The 15,987-nt window shown below is 39.6% G+C and carries 25 protein-coding genes; 23 read left to right on the top strand and 2 right to left on the bottom strand.

The genetic code is table 11. From position 1 onward, the window contains the following. Positions 1-42: 42 nt before the first annotated feature. Genes ABEG20_RS14865 through ABEG20_RS14855 form a run of 3 tightly spaced genes read left to right on the top strand, consistent with a single transcriptional unit; the run spans position 43 to position 3,785 of the window. A complete protein-coding gene (locus tag ABEG20_RS14865; protein ID WP_406824080.1) occupies positions 43-2,385 on the top strand; it encodes a hypothetical protein in 2,343 nt (780 codons plus the stop codon). A 6-nt stretch (positions 2,386-2,391) separates the two neighbouring features. Beyond that, the gene (locus tag ABEG20_RS14860) at positions 2,392-2,895 is read left to right on the top strand and encodes a gliding motility-associated C-terminal domain-containing protein (RefSeq protein ID WP_406824079.1); all 504 of its coding nucleotides are present in this window, start codon (positions 2,392-2,394) and stop codon (positions 2,893-2,895) included. Between the two features lie 11 nt (positions 2,896-2,906). Next, positions 2,907-3,785, top strand: a complete 879-nt coding sequence (locus ABEG20_RS14855; protein ID WP_406824078.1) for a PorP/SprF family type IX secretion system membrane protein — start codon at positions 2,907-2,909, stop codon at positions 3,783-3,785. Between the two features lie 32 nt (positions 3,786-3,817). On the opposite strand, the gene ABEG20_RS14850 is transcribed toward ABEG20_RS14855, so the two are convergent. Together ABEG20_RS14850 and ABEG20_RS14845 are read right to left on the bottom strand one after the other, a co-directional pair. After that, the gene (locus tag ABEG20_RS14850) at positions 3,818-4,117 is read right to left on the bottom strand and encodes a hypothetical protein (protein WP_406824077.1); all 300 of its coding nucleotides are present in this window, start codon (positions 4,115-4,117) and stop codon (positions 3,818-3,820) included. Between the two features lie 129 nt (positions 4,118-4,246). Further along, positions 4,247-4,858, bottom strand: coding sequence for a hypothetical protein (locus ABEG20_RS14845; RefSeq protein ID WP_406824076.1), 612 nt, complete (start codon positions 4,856-4,858; stop codon positions 4,247-4,249). Between the two features lie 170 nt (positions 4,859-5,028). On the opposite strand from ABEG20_RS14845, the gene ABEG20_RS14840 reads away from it, so the two are divergent. From ABEG20_RS14840 to rplR, 20 genes are all read left to right on the top strand, one after another. Continuing rightward, positions 5,029-6,285, top strand: a complete 1,257-nt coding sequence (locus ABEG20_RS14840; protein WP_406824075.1) for an NAD(P)-binding domain-containing protein — start codon at positions 5,029-5,031, stop codon at positions 6,283-6,285. A 171-nt stretch (positions 6,286-6,456) separates the two neighbouring features. Further along, entirely contained in the window at positions 6,457-7,290 is an 834-nt protein-coding gene (locus ABEG20_RS14835) for a sulfite exporter TauE/SafE family protein (protein WP_406824074.1), read from the top strand. Next, positions 7,290-7,685: a DUF1634 domain-containing protein gene (locus ABEG20_RS14830; protein WP_406824073.1), complete on the top strand. Its 396-nt coding sequence runs from the start codon at positions 7,290-7,292 to the stop codon at positions 7,683-7,685. Before ABEG20_RS14835 ends, ABEG20_RS14830 begins: the two co-directional genes overlap by 1 nt. A gap of 374 nt (positions 7,686-8,059) precedes the next feature. Next, positions 8,060-8,677: a 50S ribosomal protein L3 gene (gene rplC, locus ABEG20_RS14825; protein ID WP_057932251.1), complete on the top strand. Its 618-nt coding sequence runs from the start codon at positions 8,060-8,062 to the stop codon at positions 8,675-8,677. Positions 8,678-8,681: 4 nt separating this feature from the next. Beyond that, positions 8,682-9,311: a 50S ribosomal protein L4 gene (rplD, locus tag ABEG20_RS14820; protein ID WP_090501096.1), complete on the top strand. Its 630-nt coding sequence runs from the start codon at positions 8,682-8,684 to the stop codon at positions 9,309-9,311. Position 9,312: 1 nt separating this feature from the next. Further along, the gene (rplW, locus tag ABEG20_RS14815) at positions 9,313-9,603 is read left to right on the top strand and encodes a 50S ribosomal protein L23 (protein WP_406824072.1); all 291 of its coding nucleotides are present in this window, start codon (positions 9,313-9,315) and stop codon (positions 9,601-9,603) included. A gap of 20 nt (positions 9,604-9,623) precedes the next feature. Continuing rightward, positions 9,624-10,448 carry a 50S ribosomal protein L2 gene (rplB, locus tag ABEG20_RS14810; protein WP_406824071.1) on the top strand — a complete coding sequence of 275 codons (825 nt, stop codon included), beginning with the start codon at positions 9,624-9,626 and terminating at the stop codon, positions 10,446-10,448. Further along, the gene (gene rpsS / locus ABEG20_RS14805) at positions 10,448-10,714 is read left to right on the top strand and encodes a 30S ribosomal protein S19 (protein WP_010599906.1); all 267 of its coding nucleotides are present in this window, start codon (positions 10,448-10,450) and stop codon (positions 10,712-10,714) included. The genes rplB and rpsS overlap by 1 nt, the downstream gene beginning before the upstream one ends. 7 nt (positions 10,715-10,721) lie before the next feature. Further along, positions 10,722-11,084 carry a 50S ribosomal protein L22 gene (gene rplV, locus ABEG20_RS14800; protein ID WP_025145219.1) on the top strand — a complete coding sequence of 121 codons (363 nt, stop codon included), beginning with the start codon at positions 10,722-10,724 and terminating at the stop codon, positions 11,082-11,084. Between the two features lie 7 nt (positions 11,085-11,091). After that, positions 11,092-11,937 carry a 30S ribosomal protein S3 gene (gene rpsC / locus ABEG20_RS14795; RefSeq protein ID WP_090501104.1) on the top strand — a complete coding sequence of 282 codons (846 nt, stop codon included), beginning with the start codon at positions 11,092-11,094 and terminating at the stop codon, positions 11,935-11,937. A gap of 40 nt (positions 11,938-11,977) precedes the next feature. After that, positions 11,978-12,400 carry a 50S ribosomal protein L16 gene (gene rplP, locus ABEG20_RS14790; protein ID WP_113951798.1) on the top strand — a complete coding sequence of 141 codons (423 nt, stop codon included), beginning with the start codon at positions 11,978-11,980 and terminating at the stop codon, positions 12,398-12,400. Positions 12,401-12,473: 73 nt separating this feature from the next. After that, positions 12,474-12,686 carry a 50S ribosomal protein L29 gene (gene rpmC / locus ABEG20_RS14785; RefSeq protein WP_025145217.1) on the top strand — a complete coding sequence of 71 codons (213 nt, stop codon included), beginning with the start codon at positions 12,474-12,476 and terminating at the stop codon, positions 12,684-12,686. Positions 12,687-12,699: 13 nt separating this feature from the next. After that, complete coding sequence (rpsQ, locus tag ABEG20_RS14780) at positions 12,700-12,954, top strand: 30S ribosomal protein S17 (protein WP_010599901.1); 255 nt, start codon at positions 12,700-12,702, stop codon at positions 12,952-12,954. Between the two features lies 1 nt (position 12,955). Beyond that, positions 12,956-13,324, top strand: coding sequence for a 50S ribosomal protein L14 (gene rplN / locus ABEG20_RS14775; RefSeq protein WP_090886529.1), 369 nt, complete (start codon positions 12,956-12,958; stop codon positions 13,322-13,324). 1 nt (position 13,325) lies between these two features. Then, positions 13,326-13,664, top strand: a complete 339-nt coding sequence (gene rplX, locus ABEG20_RS14770; protein WP_406824070.1) for a 50S ribosomal protein L24 — start codon at positions 13,326-13,328, stop codon at positions 13,662-13,664. Continuing rightward, positions 13,661-14,227: a 50S ribosomal protein L5 gene (rplE, locus tag ABEG20_RS14765; RefSeq protein ID WP_086547740.1), complete on the top strand. Its 567-nt coding sequence runs from the start codon at positions 13,661-13,663 to the stop codon at positions 14,225-14,227. Before rplX ends, rplE begins: the two co-directional genes overlap by 4 nt. Continuing rightward, on the top strand, positions 14,227-14,496 hold the full coding sequence (gene rpsN / locus ABEG20_RS14760; RefSeq protein WP_039475193.1) for a 30S ribosomal protein S14: 270 nt from the start codon (positions 14,227-14,229) through the stop codon (positions 14,494-14,496). The genes rplE and rpsN overlap by 1 nt, the downstream gene beginning before the upstream one ends. 148 nt (positions 14,497-14,644) lie before the next feature. Further along, positions 14,645-15,046, top strand: coding sequence for a 30S ribosomal protein S8 (gene rpsH, locus ABEG20_RS14755; protein ID WP_231427289.1), 402 nt, complete (start codon positions 14,645-14,647; stop codon positions 15,044-15,046). An 18-nt stretch (positions 15,047-15,064) separates the two neighbouring features. Next, on the top strand, positions 15,065-15,622 hold the full coding sequence (gene rplF, locus ABEG20_RS14750; RefSeq protein WP_406824069.1) for a 50S ribosomal protein L6: 558 nt from the start codon (positions 15,065-15,067) through the stop codon (positions 15,620-15,622). Positions 15,623-15,627: 5 nt separating this feature from the next. Then, positions 15,628-15,981, top strand: a complete 354-nt coding sequence (gene rplR, locus ABEG20_RS14745) for a 50S ribosomal protein L18 (protein ID WP_090501109.1) — start codon at positions 15,628-15,630, stop codon at positions 15,979-15,981. The last annotated feature ends 6 nt before the right edge of the window (positions 15,982-15,987 follow it).

Genomic DNA, 15,987 nt, shown 5'->3' with positions numbered 1-15,987 from the left:
ACTTCTTATTTGTAGCCTAATCATTAGATCTCATCCCTGTTCATGAAAAAAAAAATACTGATCACGCTGCTAAGTATGGGCTTGGCATTGGCTGTTAACGCACAAACTCCACAACAATTCAATTATCAAGGTGCTGCCAGAAATGCCAATGGTACACCACTTGCAAATAAAAACATATCCCTGCGCATCAGTATACTGGATGCATCTGCAACAGGTACTACGCAATATTCGGAAGTAAGAAATGTGGTTACCAACGTTTTGGGTCTTTATGCTGTAGCCATCGGCTCAGGTGGAGCAAGTGCTGTAACGGGTACGATAGGAGGGGTGACCTGGGCAAGTGGATTAAAATTCGTTAAGGTTGAAATCGATCCGGACAATGGGACTAATTTTATGCTTGCCGGAACAGCACAATTATTAAGTGTGCCTTATGCCTTATATGCCGCCAACGGACCAATTGGGCCTAAAGGCGATCCTGGTGCCACAGGGCCCGTAGGTCCGCAAGGTATACCGGGTGTTGCCGGAGCAACCGGTGCCCAGGGGCCAATAGGTTTAACAGGTGCTCCGGGAGCGGCTGGGGCAACAGGTCCACAGGGTATAAAAGGTGATACCGGCGCAACAGGTGCAACCGGATTACAGGGTTCACAAGGTATTCCTGGTGTTAAAGGCGATAAAGGCGACAAAGGTGATACTGGTCCGGTCGGTCCTTCTACGGGAGCTGCCGGAGGAGACTTAACCGGTAATTATCCAAACCCAACCCTTGCAAACCTTCAGGGCAAAAGCTTAAATGCAGCTGCACCAGCCAATAACCAGGTGCTTTTATTTGATGGTACAGCATGGAAACCAGTAACATTGGATATTAGCCAGTTATCTGGTGCCAAAGCTTTGACTTCAACAGATTTGAGCATTAGTGCCAATGGTAGCACAGCTTTGCTTAAAGATGTGACAATCGATATCAACGCAGGAGCAGTAAACACCATCAAACTGGCAGACGGAGCGATAACCACATTGAAAATAGCTGATGGTTCGGTAACGACGCCCAAACTGGCGGACGGCGCAGTGACTTCAGTCAAAATTGGGAATAAAGAAATTAAAAATGTTAATATAGGCGATACTGCTGTGAATACACTTCAGCTCGCAGATGGTTCGGTAACGACGCCCAAACTGGCGGACGGCGCAATAACTTCAGTCAAAATTGAGAACAAAGAAGTTAAAAATATTAATATTGACGATGCTGCAGTGAATACGCTCCAGCTTGCAGATGGCTCGGTAACTACACCAAAACTAGCTGATGCAGCTGTAACGCTCGCTAAATTAACGACCAATGGCATAAGCGATGCAAATAAAGTATACATTACAAATGCTACAACAGGAAAGCCAGAACTGATCAGCAGAAGCTTATTTGCCAACGCCAATGCCTGGGCACTAAAGGGCAATACAGGCAGCATAGATCAGAACAACAATTTTTTCGGTAATACTGATGATGTCGCCATTAATTTTTTGGTTAATGGTTTAAAATCGGGTCGCTTAGGCAATTCAGCAGAAAGCAATATTTCTTTTGGTTATAAAACACTTACCGCAAACGTATCAGGTTTTTACAACAGTGCATTCGGACGGGAAGCCTTATCGGTAAATATCTCTGGTTACGAAAATAGTGCATTGGGTTACCAGGTATTACAACGTAGTTTTAGTGGCATCAATAACAGTGGTTTCGGTTCGCAGGCCTTATCAGCCAATACCGTTGGTTCCAATAACACCGCGTTGGGTACCCATACTTTAATGGCCAATGGTACTGGTGTTGCCAATACAGCAGTGGGCAGTCTGGCGCTTGAAGCAAACAATGGCGATAACAATACCGCAATAGGCTACGGTGCCGGATCAAAAAATAACGGCGCCGGCAATGTTTTTATCGGAAGCAATGCAGCCGGGAATATGACAAATGCAAATAATACGCTCATAGTGGCAAATTCTAGTACTATCTACCCTTTAATTGCGGGCAGTTTTACTGCCAACGGTGGTTCGCTAACACTTAACGGAACATCAGCAGCAACTGCTATAGCTTATGCGCCTGCAAATGCCAGTACTTTAAATATTAATGGTTCGGTTTCGGCCAGTATTTTAACTTTTACTACTGCAGGTACATTAACCCTAAATGACAGTCATTATACCGTTAGAATAAAAAATGCAGGCGCAAATGTAACCGTTAATCTTCCTGCTGCCAGTACCTGTAAAGGAAGGGTGTATGTGATTATTAAAGCCCTATCATCCGGTGATGTAACCTTAAATAACCCTGTGTTACTAAACGACGATTCGAGTTTAACCACGATTACGGGGAATAAAACCTTTACCATTCAAAGCGATGGTGTTACGTGGGTCTCTTTAAACTAAAACGAGATGAGAAAAATATACTTTCCGTTTATATGCCTGTTTTTGCTGTTTTTGGGAAATAATCTGAAAGCACAAAACTTACCCTATATCTTTAATTCTACCAGTGCTTACGGAAGAATCAATAATCAGCTGTACGATTTCAGTATCGGCGAAATGGCTGTGGTGCAAACTTTTCAGGCGGCTGGTACAACATTGAGTCAGGGTTTTTTGCAGCCTTTTCTGATGATACAAACCACTGCAGATGTTGCTATAATCAACAACATTCTTAGCCCGAATGGTGATGGTAAAAATGATTTTTTCGTGGTTAAAGGTTTAGAAAAGTATCCGAACAATAAACTGACCATATTTGATCGGGGAGGCAGGATGATCTATGCTGCCACGAACTACCAAAACAATTGGGATGGTTATTTTAATGGGAAACCGTTAATGGAAGATACCTATTATTATATGCTTGATTTGGGTACAGATGGATCAATAAAAGGCTTCATATCCATTTTATATAAAAAATAACAGTGAAAGAAATGAAATATTATATCGCAGCGCTGTTGTTTTTAAGCATTAAACCAGCATTTGCCCAGCTTAATCCTCTGGGGGGCAGCTATTACCAGAACCAATTTTTGGCTAACCCGGCAATGGCAGGCTTAGCAACAGGCTTAACCTTGAATGCCGCTTTTAAAACCCAGTGGGCTGGAGTAGAGGGTGCTCCAAAAATTCAATATCTTACCGGCGATTATGGTTTTACCAGCAATAAGGTCGGGTTAGGTTTGCTTTTTTACAATGAAACTGCAGGCGCCATTAACCGTACAAGAGCAACATTCACATATGCTTATCATGTGCCTTTAAACGGCGGGACAAATTTCCTCGATTTTGGATTATCGGCCGGTATTATGAACGAATCTATAGATTTTAATAAAGTTAAAGGCGATTTAGACGATGATGTGCTGAACAGTTTTAACGATCGTAAACTTTATTTAGATGGCGATTTTGGTGCCGCTTACCGTAGCGATAAATTAACATTGCAGGCTGCCCTGCCAAATCTCAAACGGTTTTTTAAAAGAGATATATTAAGAAATGTTGTAGACCGCTCAACCTATTTTATTGCTGCAGCTTATCAATTTAACACTGATAAATTGATTAATAGCATTGAACCAAAATTAGTATACAGGGGCGTGCAAAATTATGATGGTATTTTTGATGCAGGTGTTAATATCCAGCTTTTGGATAGTAAATTGATGGTTAATGGCATTTACCATAGTACCAACAGCTTAACAGCTGGTTTTGGTACCAATTATAAAAACCAGTTTTCGCTGCTTTTTCAGTACACCACCAATACCTCAAAAATGCTGAATTATAGTAACGGGGAGTTTGAGCTGGGCCTGAAATACAGTATTAAGAATTAAAAATGAAATTTCTCTTTTAGTAAATCGGGTTGTCAGCTTTTATAGCCATCTTGCTGAAAAGTTGACAACTCTTTTAATGAAGTTTCAGTAAGTTTTACAGTAATTTTTGGTAAAAGCAGTTCCACTCTCGCTTTGACCGGGTTTAGGTGGCCAAATGGTACTGCTGTAGGTAGAATAAACCCGACAGCAGCGGCAGCTCCCGATTTAAGCACTGATTTTTTTGTTTTTAAGGTGTGCTTGCTTGTTTCACAGGTTTCATCGGGACTATAGCGAATGGCGGGGCTGGTTGAACCGAAGTACCACAAGCCCTGCTTTACAAAATAAAAAGACAATTATTCTGTATGAATTTAAGCATTGTGGTGTCAGATGTTTTCATCTGACACCAACTAGCATCTTCTAAAGATTTTGCGAGATGCGAGACAAACCTCCCTTTTGATTGGTACATCTGGTGTTAGATCTTTCTATCTTCCCCGGCCTTCATCCCATTTATTACGCTCATCCTGCAGCTCACGGGCAAGTTTCATTTCTTTATCTTTTGCTTTTACCTTATGTGCCTGAAACTCATCGGCCACTTCCTGGTAAAGTTCAGTTCTGTATTTGGCCTCATGCCTTAACTTTCCAGATTGAAAAATAACAAAAGCCAAACCGATGCCCAGCACAATAATAATACTCCAAACAATGGTATTATATGTACCTTTATTAAAGGCAATTCCTAAAAACTTAATTTCGTTAACGGAGGCTGTAGCGTTGGCCAGTGAACTTTCTTTTCCCGTAACTTCACCTTTTAAACTCGAAATATTTCCAGCCTGTGCCTTAATTTCCTGTCTGGCTTCCTGCAATTGCTTGCGTTCCTTTTTTAATGTATCATTCACACTTTTCCATAAAGCGGATAAGCGGTTTGGATTGATCAGTTTTGCGCCATACAAACTTTTAGATTTTTTTAACATGAACTGATACTGGCCGTTGAGCGATGGATCGGTATTTTTAGTAGTGTCAGGAGCGGTTTGCGCAAACGCAACGTTTAAAAATAGCATAGCGCCTAAAAACAAGAGGGTGTGTTTAATTTTCTGCATAGTTTAAATATAGGTATTAGCTTGTAAAGCTACATGTTTATCCATTTCGGGGTTAATAAAATTGTTTAAGATTTTGGCAAATCGATAAAATTATATTGGTTTAACATTCTAAATAACAATTTTATCTAAGTTTTATTATAAATTTATTTACGATAGGTTACATTTGTTTCATGCAAATAGGAATTATTGGTATGGGCGATATGGGCAAATTGTATGCTCTATCGTTTGTAAATGCTGGTTATAAGGTATGTGGGGCAGATATGCCTTTACGTTTTACAGATTTAAAAAATGAGCTTGAACCGAAGAGGATTGAAGTTTTAATTGATGGCCATGAGGTGGCGCGTAAATCTGATTTTATCATTTACTGCGTTGAAGCCGAAAAAATTGATGAAGTAGTGGCTACTTTTGCACGCTCGACCAAGTATGGTGCAATAGTTGCAGGCCAGACATCAGTTAAACACCCGGAAATTGCTGCTTTTGAAAAACACCTTTCGCAGGATACCCAGATTGTCACCTGCCATTCTTTGCATGGTCCGGCTTTCAGTCCCGAGGGGCAAACGCTTGTGGTGGTTCGTCACCGTGCTACCGATGAGGTTTATGCACAGGCATTGGAAGTTTACCAATCTTTAAAATCGAACATTATCGAAATGAACGATTACCGCGAGCACGACCGTATTGTGGCCGATACGCAAGCCGTTACGCACATGGGTTTTGAGAGCATGGGCTCTGCCTGGAAAAATGCAGGTTTCTTCCCATGGGATAATCCTGCTTATGCAGGTGGAATCGATAACGTAAAGATTTTAACCACTCTGCGGATTTTTAGTTATAAATCGCACATTTATGCCGGTTTGGCCATATTGAATCCTTATGCACAAAAACAGGTTAAATATTATGCCCAGGCAGAATCCGAACTGTTTAAACTGATGATCTGTGAAAATGAAACGGAATTCAGGGAAAAAATTTATGCAGCACGCGATTTTGTTTTCCATGAGAGCCGTTCGCTTTTGCTTTTGGACGATAACATTATGAAAGAGTTCAGCCTGTCTGATGCCGACCATAAACAGAAACCCAATTCGCATCTCAGTTTATTGAGTATGGTATATGCCTGGTATAAAATGGGTATAAACCCTTATGATAACCTGATCTGCCAAACCCCTCCCTTTAAATTAAGGCTGGGTATTGCCGAATACCTTTTTAAAAATGAGGCCATGCTGGAGGAATCGATCCATACGGCATTGTATGATAAATCAATCCGTGGCGATGATTTGGAATTCCATACTGCAGTACACGAATGGGCATCCATAATCGGTTATGGCGATTTAAAGGGGTATAAAGAGCACTTTGAAGCAGCCAAATCGTTTTTTGCCAATCGGTTAAACGATGGGAGGGATTTAAGTGCAGAGATGATTAAAAGGCTGGGAAAATGATGTAAGATGGAAAAATGTAAGATGGCCCATGGTTGACATACGCTTTCCATTTTAACCTCTTTCATTATCCATTTTCCATCTTCCATTTTACCTATTCCATATATCATATAGACTTTATTTTATTCCCCGATTCCTTCGTTTAGGCAAAAACAGTACATTATATTTGCCCATATGTCGGTATTGCTGTTTACCCTTATCGTTTTATTAGGTGCTTTTTTGGCCGGATTGTTAGGTTCGCTAACGGGTTTAGGTGGAGGAGTAATCATCATTCCATTACTTACGCTGGCTTTAGGTGTTGATATTCACTATGCTATTGGTGCATCCATTGTTTCGGTTATTGCTACCTCTTCAGGCTCGGCTGCTGCTTATGTGAAAGAGGGCATCACCAATATCCGGATCGGAATGTTTTTAGAAATCGCTACGACCATAGGTGCCATTTGCGGGGCAATTGTAGCAGTTTACCTCAATGCAAATTATATTGCGATTCTGTTTGGCTGTATCTTAATCTTTTCGGCTATCATGACTTTAAAGAAAAAGGTAGATCACACTACATTAGCGCATACTGATAAGTGGGCCAGGTTTTTTAAACTTAACGGATCTTATCCTGATAAAGGTATAAACCAGCCATACTCGGTGAAACACGTTCCTGGAGGTTTTTTAATGATGCTTTTTGCCGGAACCTTATCAGGCTTACTGGGCATTGGGAGTGGGGCATTAAAGGTAATTGCAATGGATAATATTATGCGTTTACCCTTTAAGGTATCAACTACAACCAGTAATTTTATGATGGGCGTTACGGCAGCAGCCAGTGCAGTAGTTTATCTGCACCGTGGCCAGATCGATCCTGGCATTGCCATGCCGGTATGTATTGGTGTTTTAACAGGGGCAACCGTGGGCTCGAAAGTATTGGTAAAGGCTAAAACCGATAAACTTAAAATTGTATTTGCCATTGTAGTTGCTTTTTTGGCATTGCAGATGATTTATAAAGGAATAAGCGGATTATAATGGATACAGCAAAAAAAGAAAATCTGAACGATAAGGATATCCAGGTAATACTCGGTACACTTTTACGTGCAGGTGTAATCATTTCGATGTCCATCGTATTAATCGGTGGCGCCATTTTCCTTATCCACAACAAAGGAGCGATTACTGATTATAAAGTTTTTAAGCCAGAACTCAGTAAGTTTTCTTCCATTGTAGGCATATTTAAGGGATTAGCTAGTTTTAAGGGCGATGCTATTGTACAGTTTGGCATACTCATGCTTATTTTTACACCGATTGCACGCATCGTCTTCGCGATCTTTAGCTTTTTGATTGAGCGCGATTACCTTTATGTACTGATAGGGTTTATTATTTTAGCTATTATAACCATTAGTCTAAACGGCGGGATAGCGCATTAAATTTTTTATAAAAAATCTGCGTTGATCTGCATATTTATGTGGTGCCAGCGCTTTTTATGGTGTAATAAATGGTCAAATGCAGAATTCTGTTCAAACCATCCATTTTACCTTCTTTATCAAGTTTTTTTTACGCAGAATGCCATCTAAAGTGCTTTTAATCAGTTTTATAAGTGATGTTTTACACGCCCGCATAGCCCATAAACAACCCTTTTTAAGCTAAACACCATCATATCAGCAATTTATTTGAAAAAATATTTAGCTAACTATTTGAAAATTAATAATTCTTGCCTATCTTTGCCGTCCCTTTCGGGGGATGTACAACCACCTTGAACGAAGCCCTACTGCTTCGATGGGTGTTAAAAAGAAAAGATAAAATGTCAGGAATTATTGGAAAAAAAGTAGGAATGACCAGTATCTTTGATGCCGAAGGAAGAAACATTCCTTGTACGGTAATCGAGGCTGGGCCTTGTGTAGTTACACAAGTAAAGACCGAAGAAAAAGACGGGTATTCATCAATCCAACTGGGTTACGATGAGAAAAAAGAGAAAAACACAACTCAACCGTTAAAAGGCCATTTCGCGAAAGCAAACACAACTCCGAAACGCAAGCTGGTAGAATTTGATTCGTTTACAACTTCACTTAATTTAGGTGATGTAGTAACCGTTGATGCATTCGCAGAAGGCGATTTTGTTGATGTTGTAGGTACCTCAAAAGGTAAAGGTTTTCAAGGTGTTGTAAAACGTCACGGATTTGCCGGTGTTGGTATGCAGACTCACGGTCAGCATAACCGTTTACGTGCCCCGGGTTCATTGGGAGCATCATCATTTCCATCACGTGTATTCAAAGGAATGCGCATGGCTGGAAGAACAGGTGGAGACAGGGTAAAAATTCAGAACTTACAGGTTTTGAAAGTTTATGCTGAGCAAAACTTATTAGTAGTTAGTGGTTCCATTCCAGGAGCTAAAGGTTCTTACGTAATCTTAGACAAATAATCAGATGGAAGTTAAAGTATTAAACATTTCAGGTAAAGAAACAGGTGCCAAGGTGCAACTTCCTGAATCGGTATTTGGTATCGAGCCTAACGACCACGCGATTTATTTAGATGTTAAGCAGTATTTGGCTAACCAACGTCAAGGTACTCACAAATCTAAACAACGTAATGAGATTGCTGGTTCGACCCGCAAACTATACAAACAAAAAGGTACAGGTGGTGCCCGTGCTGGTAGCATTAAATCTCCGTTATTTAACGGTGGTGGTCGTGTTTTCGGTCCTCAGCCACGTGATTACAGTTTTAAATTGAACAAGAAATTAAAATCATTAGCACGTAAATCGGCTTTAGCTTATAAAGCAAAAGACAATAACGTGGTAGTTTTAGAAGATTTCAACTTCGATACGATTAAAACTAAAAACTATACAAGTTTATTGGCTGCTTTAAAAGTAGATGATCAGAAAACTTTGTTGGTTTTACCTGCACAAAATAATAATATCTATTTATCAAGCAGAAACGTTCAGAAAACTAAAGTAATCTCTGCAGCAGATTTAAATACTTATGATGTATTAAACGCTGGTGTACTTGTGTTAACTGCTGATTCTGTTAAAACTTTGGAGGAGGCGTTTGCCAAATAATATGGAAATTTTAAAAAAACCAATATTAACCGAAAAAGCTTCAGCTTTATCTGAGAAATCTAACCGTTTCACGTTCAGTGTTAACCACAAGGCTAACAAAATCCAAATCAAAGATGCTATTGAGAAATTGTACGGTGTAACCATCGTTGCAGTTAATACAATGGTTGTTGATGGAAAAGCTAAATCTCGTTACACTAAAGCAGGGTTTGTATCAGGCCGTAGCCCGAAATACAAAAAAGCAATCGTAACGTTAAAAGATGGCGAAACAATAGATTATTACGCAACCCTTTAATTTAATAATTCATTATAACTATGGGCTTAAGAAAATTTAAACCAGTTACTCCAGGTACCCGCTTCAGAGTTGGTGCCAGTTTTACGGAGATTACAGCAACCAAGCCCGAAAAATCATTGGTTGTATCATCAAAAAAGTCTGGTGGACGTAACAATACAGGAAAAATGACTATGCGCTACATGGGCGGTGGTCACAAAAAATCATATCGTTTAATCGACTTCAAACGCGATAAATTCGATATTCCTGCAACAGTAGCTACTGTTGAATACGATCCAAACCGTACTGCCCGCATCGCATTATTACACTATGCAGATGGCGAGAAGCGTTATATCATCGCTCCTGAAGGATTGCAAGTTGGTTCGGTATTATTATCGGGCGACAAAGCAGCACCAGAAGTAGGTAACACTTTAAAATTATCGAACATTCCATTAGGTTCTATCATCCACAACGTGGAGATCCACCCTGGAAAAGGAGCACAATTGGCTCGTAGTGCAGGTGCTTATGCACAATTAGCTGCCCGCGATGGTAAATATGCTACTTTAAAAATGCCTTCAGGCGAAACCCGTTTAATCCTGACAACTTGTCTGGCTACTATCGGTGCTGTATCTAACTCAGATCACGCAAACGAAGTATTAGGTAAAGCAGGTCGTAAACGTTGGTTGGGCCGTCGTCCGAGAACCAGACCGGTAGCAATGAACCCAGTAGATCACCCAATGGGTGGTGGTGAAGGTAGATCATCAGGTGGTCACCCACGTTCAAGAAAAGGTTTATTGTCTAAAGGCTTTAAAACCAGAGAACTTAAAAAATATTCTAATCGTTACATCATAGAGAGAAGGAAGAAATAATGGCTCGTTCGATAAAAAAAGGACCTTATATTGACCATAACGTAGAGAAAAAAGTAAACTCTATGAATGATTCAGGCAAAAAGTCTGTAATCAAAACTTGGTCTCGCAGATCAATGATATCACCAGATTTCGTTAATCATACATTTGCAGTACACAATGGTAACAAGTTTATCCCTGTGTATGTTACAGAAAACATGGTTGGTCACAAGTTGGGAGAATTTGCTCCAACCAGAACATTCAGAGGACACGCTGAAAAGAAAAAATAATTAGACAATGGAAGCAATAGCAAAATTAAACAATTGTCCAACCTCACCGCGTAAGATGCGTTTGGTTGTAGATCTTATCAGAGGTGAACGTGTAGAAAAAGCATTAAGCATTTTAAAGTTTACCAATAAAGAAGCAGCAATAAGAGTTGAGAAATTATTATTATCTGCTATCAAAAACTGGGAAGCTAAAAATGAGGGTGCCCGCCCTGAAGAAAACCAACTTTTTGTTAAAACAATTATGGTTGATGGTGGCCGTCAGTTAAAACGCTTACGTCCAGCTCCTCAAGGCCGTGGATATAGAATTCGTAAACGTTCTAACCACGTAACGCTGATTGTAGATAGTAAAAACACAGAAACAACTCAAAACTAATTAGGAAATGGGACAAAAAGCAAATCCAATAGGTGCCAGGTTAGGAATTATCAAAGGATGGGATTCTAACTGGTTCGGTGGCAACAACTACTCCGATAAATTAGTTGAAGATGAGAAAATAAGAAAATACCTTTCTGCCCGTATCGCGAAAGGCGGTGTTGCAAAAGTGGTTATCGAGCGTACGTTAAAACGTATCACTGTAACGATCCACACAGCCCGTCCGGGTATTGTAATCGGTAAAGCAGGTGCTGAGGTTGATAAAATTAAAGAAGAGTTAAAGAAATTGACTAAAAAGGAAATTCAAATTAACATCTTCGAAATTAAACGCCCGGAACTTGATGCACAATTAGTTGCAGAAGGTGTTGCAAAACAATTAGAAGCAAGGATCTCATTCCGTAGAGCAATGAAATCTTCTATCGCATCAACCATGCGTATGGGTGCTGAAGGTATCAAAATCATGACTTCTGGTCGTTTAGGTGGTGCTGAGATGGCACGTACCGAGCAGTACAAAGAAGGAAGAGTGCCTTTGCATACATTCCGTGCTGATATCGACTACGCTTTAGCTGAAGCCTTAACTACTTATGGTAAAATAGGTGTTAAAGTTTGGATCTGTAAAGGTGAGGTTTATGGAAAACGTGATTTGTCTCCAAACATTGGTGCAACAAACAACGGTCCAAAAGGCGCATCAGATAAACCAGCTTTCGGTGGAAGAGATAACCGTGGTGGTGGAAGAGATAACCGTGGCGGTGGTAACGACAGACGTGGTGGAAACCAGGGCGGTGGTCGTGGTCCGGGCCAAGGTGGTGCAAACAGAGGTGGTGGCGCAGGCGCTAACAGAGGTCCTCGTAAATAATTGATTTATTAACATCGTTTAACGATTAGAACAAAATAAAATGTTACAGCCAAAAAGAACGAAGTTCAGGAAGATGCAAAAAGGCAGAATGAAGGGTTTAGCTTCTCGTGGAGCTGAGTTAGCATTCGGATCTTTCGGTATCAAATCTCTAGAAGCTACTTGGATCACAAGTCGCCAGATAGAGGCTGCCCGTATTGCCGTAACTCGTTTCATGAAACGTGAAGGCCAAGTATGGATCAGGATCTTCCCGGACAAACCGGTAACTAAAAAACCTGCTGAGGTACGTATGGGTAAAGGTAAAGGTGCTCCTGAATATTGGGTAGCAGTTGTAAGACCTGGACGCGTAATTTTCGAAGCTGAAGGTGTGCCTTTAGAAATTGCTAAAGAAGCATTACGTTTAGCTGCTCAGAAATTACCGATCCAAACCAAATTCGTAGTACGTAGAGATTACGTAGAAGCATAGTAAAGTGTTGAGGTGAATGTTGTAAATACTTGTTTATTATAACCGCTACACTCAACGTAAAAGAAAAAGAAAAATGAAAAATTCAGAAATCACAGGGCTTTCAAAAGAAGAATTAGTAGCTAAGATTGCGGAAGAAAAAGAGAACTTATCAAAATTGAAGTTCGCTCACACTATTTCAGCTATCGAAAATCCTTCACGTATTGCAAAAGTAAGGAAAGACATAGCCCGTTTAAACACTGAGTTGACTAAAGTGAAAAACACTGAGTCAGCTACTGAAACTAAATAATTTGAGAGTCGACATGGAAAGACAATTAAGAAAAACAAGAACCGGGTTAGTGGTAAGCAACAAGATGGATAAATCTGTTGTAGTGAGCGTGGAACGTAAGGTAAAACACCCGATTTATGGTAAGTTCGTAAAAAAAACTACCAAATTTATGGCTCACGACGAGAAAAATGAGTGTGGTATCGGCGATACTGTATTAATTATGGAAACTCGTCCTTTGAGTAAAAACAAGAACTGGAGATTGGTACAAATTTTAGAAAGAGCTAAATAAGATGGTACAACAGGAATCGAGATTAAACGTTGCTGATAATAGCGGCGCAAAAGAAGTATTAGTAATTCGCGTGCTAGGTGGAACCGGCAAGCGTTATGCTTCAATTGGTGATAAAGTAGTTGTTACCGTAAAAAGCGCATTGCCATCTGGTAATGTTAAAAAAGGTACAGTTTCAAAAGCAGTTGTTGTAAGAACCAAAAAAGAAATCCGTCGTAAAGATGGTTCTTATATCCGTTTTGACGATAATGCTGCAGTATTATTGAACGCACAGGATGAGCCAAGAGGTACACGTATCTTTGGCCCGGTTGCGAGAGAACTACGTGAAAAACAATTCATGAAAATCGTATCATTAGCACCGGAGGTATTATAAAATGGGAAACAAAGTAAATACAACAAAACTTAAAATCCGTACAGGAGATTTAGTTAAAGTAATTGCTGGCGATTCAAAAGGTCAACAAGGAAAAGTACTTTCAGTACAAACAGATAAAAACAGAGCCATTGTAGAAGGCATTAACCTGGTATCTAAGCATACCAAGCCAAATGCTGCAAATCCGAACGGTGGTATTATTAAAAAAGAAGCTGCTCTTCATATTTCTAACCTGATGTTGGTTGATCCAAAATCTGGTAAAGCTACACGCGTTGGTCGTAAACTAAACGCTGATGGTAAATTGGTTAGAGTTGCTAAAATTTCAGGAGAGGAGATTAAATAATGGCTACACCTAGATTAAAAAGCAAATACAAAGAAGAAGTTGTAAATGCATTAAAAGAAAAATTTCAGTATAAAACTGTAATGCAGGTTCCTAAATTGGAAAAAATCTGTATCAATCAGGGTGTAGGTCGTTTTTCTGTTACTGATAAAAAAATCATGGATACCACTATCGTTGAGTTGACTACCATTACTGGTCAGCAAGCGGTTCCGGCTAATTCAAAGAAAGATATCTCTAACTTTAAATTACGTAAAGGTATGCCGGTAGGTGTACGTGTGACTTTACGCGATAACAACATGTATGAGTTCTTGGATCGTTTGATCTCTGTAGCTTTGCCACGTATCCGTGATTTCAAAGGTATTAACGATAAAGGTTTCGATGGAAAAGGTAACTATACGTTAGGTGTTACTGAACAAATCATCTTTCCTGAGATTAATATAGATAAAATCAATAAAATTTTAGGGATGGATATAACTTTCGTAACTTCGGCAAAATCTGACGTTGAGGCGCTTGAGTTATTGAAACAATTCGGATTACCATTTAAAAATCAAAAAACAGCAGAATAATGGCAAAAGAAGGTGTAAAAGCACGCGAAGTTAAGCGCCAAAAATTGGTAGCTAGATACGCTGAAAAACGTGCGGCATTAAAAGCAGCAGGAGATTTCGAGGGTTTGGATAAATTACCAAAGAACTCATCTCCAGTACGTTTACACAACCGTTGTAAATTAACTGGTCGCCCTCGTGGATATATGCGTACCTTTGGTATTTCAAGGGTAACATTCCGCGAAATGGCACTAGACGGTAAAATACCAGGTGTTAAAAAAGCATCTTGGTAATATAGCTTAGAGCTGAAAGCTTAAAGTCTAAGGCGAATAAACCCGCTTTAGGCTTTAATCTTTTTGCTTTTCGCTAAAAAAAAGAATTTTAACCGATAGCAGGTCCCACAGCTGGGTAGCAGAAGGAAACCACTATCAAAAACAATAAATAATGAATACAGATCCAATAGCAGATTATTTAACAAGAGTAAGGAATGCCATTAAGGCCAACCACCGTGTTGTAGAAATTCCTGCATCAAACCTTAAAAAAGAAATTACTAAAGTTCTTTTCGATAAAGGTTACATCGCGAACTATAAGTTTGAAGATACTACAGTTCAGGGCACCATTAAAATTGCTTTGAAATACAATCCGATTACTAAAGTTCCTGCTATTCGTACATTAGTGCGAGTAAGTAAACCAGGTTTGAGAAACTATGCTGGTGTTGAAAATATGCCAAGAGTATTAAACGGTTTAGGTATCGCAATCTTATCTACTTCTAAAGGTGTAATGACCGATAAAGAAGCAGCCAAATTAAACATTGGTGGTGAGGTATTGTGTCACGTTTATTAATATTAGGAGAACAGCACAATGTCAAGAATAGGAAAAGCCCCAATTACAATCCCTTCAGGTGTTACAATTACCGTATCAAAAGATAATGTAGTAACTGTAAAAGGACCAAAAGGTGAATTAACACAAGCAGTAGATTCAGATATCACTGTAAGTCAGGAAGATGGAATTTTAACAGTTCAACGTCCATCAGATCAAAAGAAACACAAAGCATTACACGGTTTATACCGCTCATTGCTTAACAACATGGTTGTTGGTGTTACAGAAGGTTATAAATTAACTCAGGAACTAGTAGGTGTTGGTTACCGTGCTACAAACACAGGTAATACACTAGATCTGGTTTTAGGTTATTCTCACCACTATGTATTCCAATTGCCAGCGGAAATTACTGTAACTACTCAATCAGAAAAAGGTCAGACGCCTAAAATCATTTTAGAGAGTACCGACAAACAATTGATCGGTCAGGTAGCAGCGAAAATCCGTTCGTTACGTGCACCGGAACCATATAAAGGTAAAGGTATCAAGTTTGTAGGTGAAGTGTTAAGAAGAAAAGCAGGTAAATCAGCATCTAAAAAATAGTAATCATGGCAGGTAAAAAATTATCAAGAAGAGATCGTATTAAAAAAGGGATCAGAAAAAGACTTACCGGTTCGGAAGAACGTCCAAGGTTATCTGTATACAGAAGCAATAAAGGGATTTATGCTCAGGTAATTAACGATGTAACCGGTACAACAATAGCATCAGCATCATCATTATCGAAAGATTTTACTGGTACTGGAAACAAGAGCGACCAATCAGTTGCAGTAGGCAAATTAGTTGCCGAAAAAGCAATTGCTGCAGGTGTTAAAGAAGTTGTTTTCGATAGAAATGGCTATTTATACCACGGTCGTGTAAAATCGTTGGCAGAGGGTGCCCGCGAAGCTGGTTTAGTATTTTAATCTGAA

Origin of the sequence: Pedobacter sp. KACC 23697 (assembly GCF_045348445.1) — a bacterium.
In the GTDB taxonomy this organism is placed as follows: Bacteria; Bacteroidota; Bacteroidia; order Sphingobacteriales; family Sphingobacteriaceae; genus Pedobacter.
The sequence above is the reverse complement of the archived record's forward strand: the minus strand, read 5'-3'. Positions and strand labels throughout refer to the sequence as shown.

What these genes read in the sequence shown, in the direction of transcription:
- rplC (WP_057932251.1), top strand. Translation starts at nt 8,060, where the DNA reads ATGTCAGGAATTATTGGAAAAAAAGTAGGAATGACCAGTATCTTTGAT.
- ABEG20_RS14840 (WP_406824075.1), top strand. Translation starts at nt 5,029, where the DNA reads ATGCAAATAGGAATTATTGGTATGGGCGATATGGGCAAATTGTATGCT.
- rpsN (WP_039475193.1), top strand. Translation starts at nt 14,227, where the DNA reads ATGGCAAAAGAAGGTGTAAAAGCACGCGAAGTTAAGCGCCAAAAATTG.
- ABEG20_RS14855 (WP_406824078.1), top strand. Translation starts at nt 2,907, where the DNA reads ATGAAATATTATATCGCAGCGCTGTTGTTTTTAAGCATTAAACCAGCA.
- rpsS (WP_010599906.1), top strand. Translation starts at nt 10,448, where the DNA reads ATGGCTCGTTCGATAAAAAAAGGACCTTATATTGACCATAACGTAGAG.
- rplD (WP_090501096.1), top strand. Translation starts at nt 8,682, where the DNA reads ATGGAAGTTAAAGTATTAAACATTTCAGGTAAAGAAACAGGTGCCAAG.
- ABEG20_RS14865 (WP_406824080.1), top strand. Translation starts at nt 43, where the DNA reads ATGAAAAAAAAAATACTGATCACGCTGCTAAGTATGGGCTTGGCATTG.
- rplF (WP_406824069.1), top strand. Translation starts at nt 15,065, where the DNA reads ATGTCAAGAATAGGAAAAGCCCCAATTACAATCCCTTCAGGTGTTACA.
- ABEG20_RS14845 (WP_406824076.1), bottom strand. Translation starts at nt 4,858, where the DNA reads ATGCAGAAAATTAAACACACCCTCTTGTTTTTAGGCGCTATGCTATTT.
- ABEG20_RS14830 (WP_406824073.1), top strand. Translation starts at nt 7,290, where the DNA reads ATGGATACAGCAAAAAAAGAAAATCTGAACGATAAGGATATCCAGGTA.
- ABEG20_RS14835 (WP_406824074.1), top strand. Translation starts at nt 6,457, where the DNA reads ATGTCGGTATTGCTGTTTACCCTTATCGTTTTATTAGGTGCTTTTTTG.
- rplV (WP_025145219.1), top strand. Translation starts at nt 10,722, where the DNA reads ATGGAAGCAATAGCAAAATTAAACAATTGTCCAACCTCACCGCGTAAG.
- rplB (WP_406824071.1), top strand. Translation starts at nt 9,624, where the DNA reads ATGGGCTTAAGAAAATTTAAACCAGTTACTCCAGGTACCCGCTTCAGA.
- rpmC (WP_025145217.1), top strand. Translation starts at nt 12,474, where the DNA reads ATGAAAAATTCAGAAATCACAGGGCTTTCAAAAGAAGAATTAGTAGCT.
- ABEG20_RS14860 (WP_406824079.1), top strand. Translation starts at nt 2,392, where the DNA reads ATGAGAAAAATATACTTTCCGTTTATATGCCTGTTTTTGCTGTTTTTG.
- rplX (WP_406824070.1), top strand. Translation starts at nt 13,326, where the DNA reads ATGGGAAACAAAGTAAATACAACAAAACTTAAAATCCGTACAGGAGAT.
- rpsC (WP_090501104.1), top strand. Translation starts at nt 11,092, where the DNA reads ATGGGACAAAAAGCAAATCCAATAGGTGCCAGGTTAGGAATTATCAAA.
- rplW (WP_406824072.1), top strand. Translation starts at nt 9,313, where the DNA reads ATGGAAATTTTAAAAAAACCAATATTAACCGAAAAAGCTTCAGCTTTA.
- rplR (WP_090501109.1), top strand. Translation starts at nt 15,628, where the DNA reads ATGGCAGGTAAAAAATTATCAAGAAGAGATCGTATTAAAAAAGGGATC.
- rpsQ (WP_010599901.1), top strand. Translation starts at nt 12,700, where the DNA reads ATGGAAAGACAATTAAGAAAAACAAGAACCGGGTTAGTGGTAAGCAAC.
- rplN (WP_090886529.1), top strand. Translation starts at nt 12,956, where the DNA reads ATGGTACAACAGGAATCGAGATTAAACGTTGCTGATAATAGCGGCGCA.
- rplP (WP_113951798.1), top strand. Translation starts at nt 11,978, where the DNA reads ATGTTACAGCCAAAAAGAACGAAGTTCAGGAAGATGCAAAAAGGCAGA.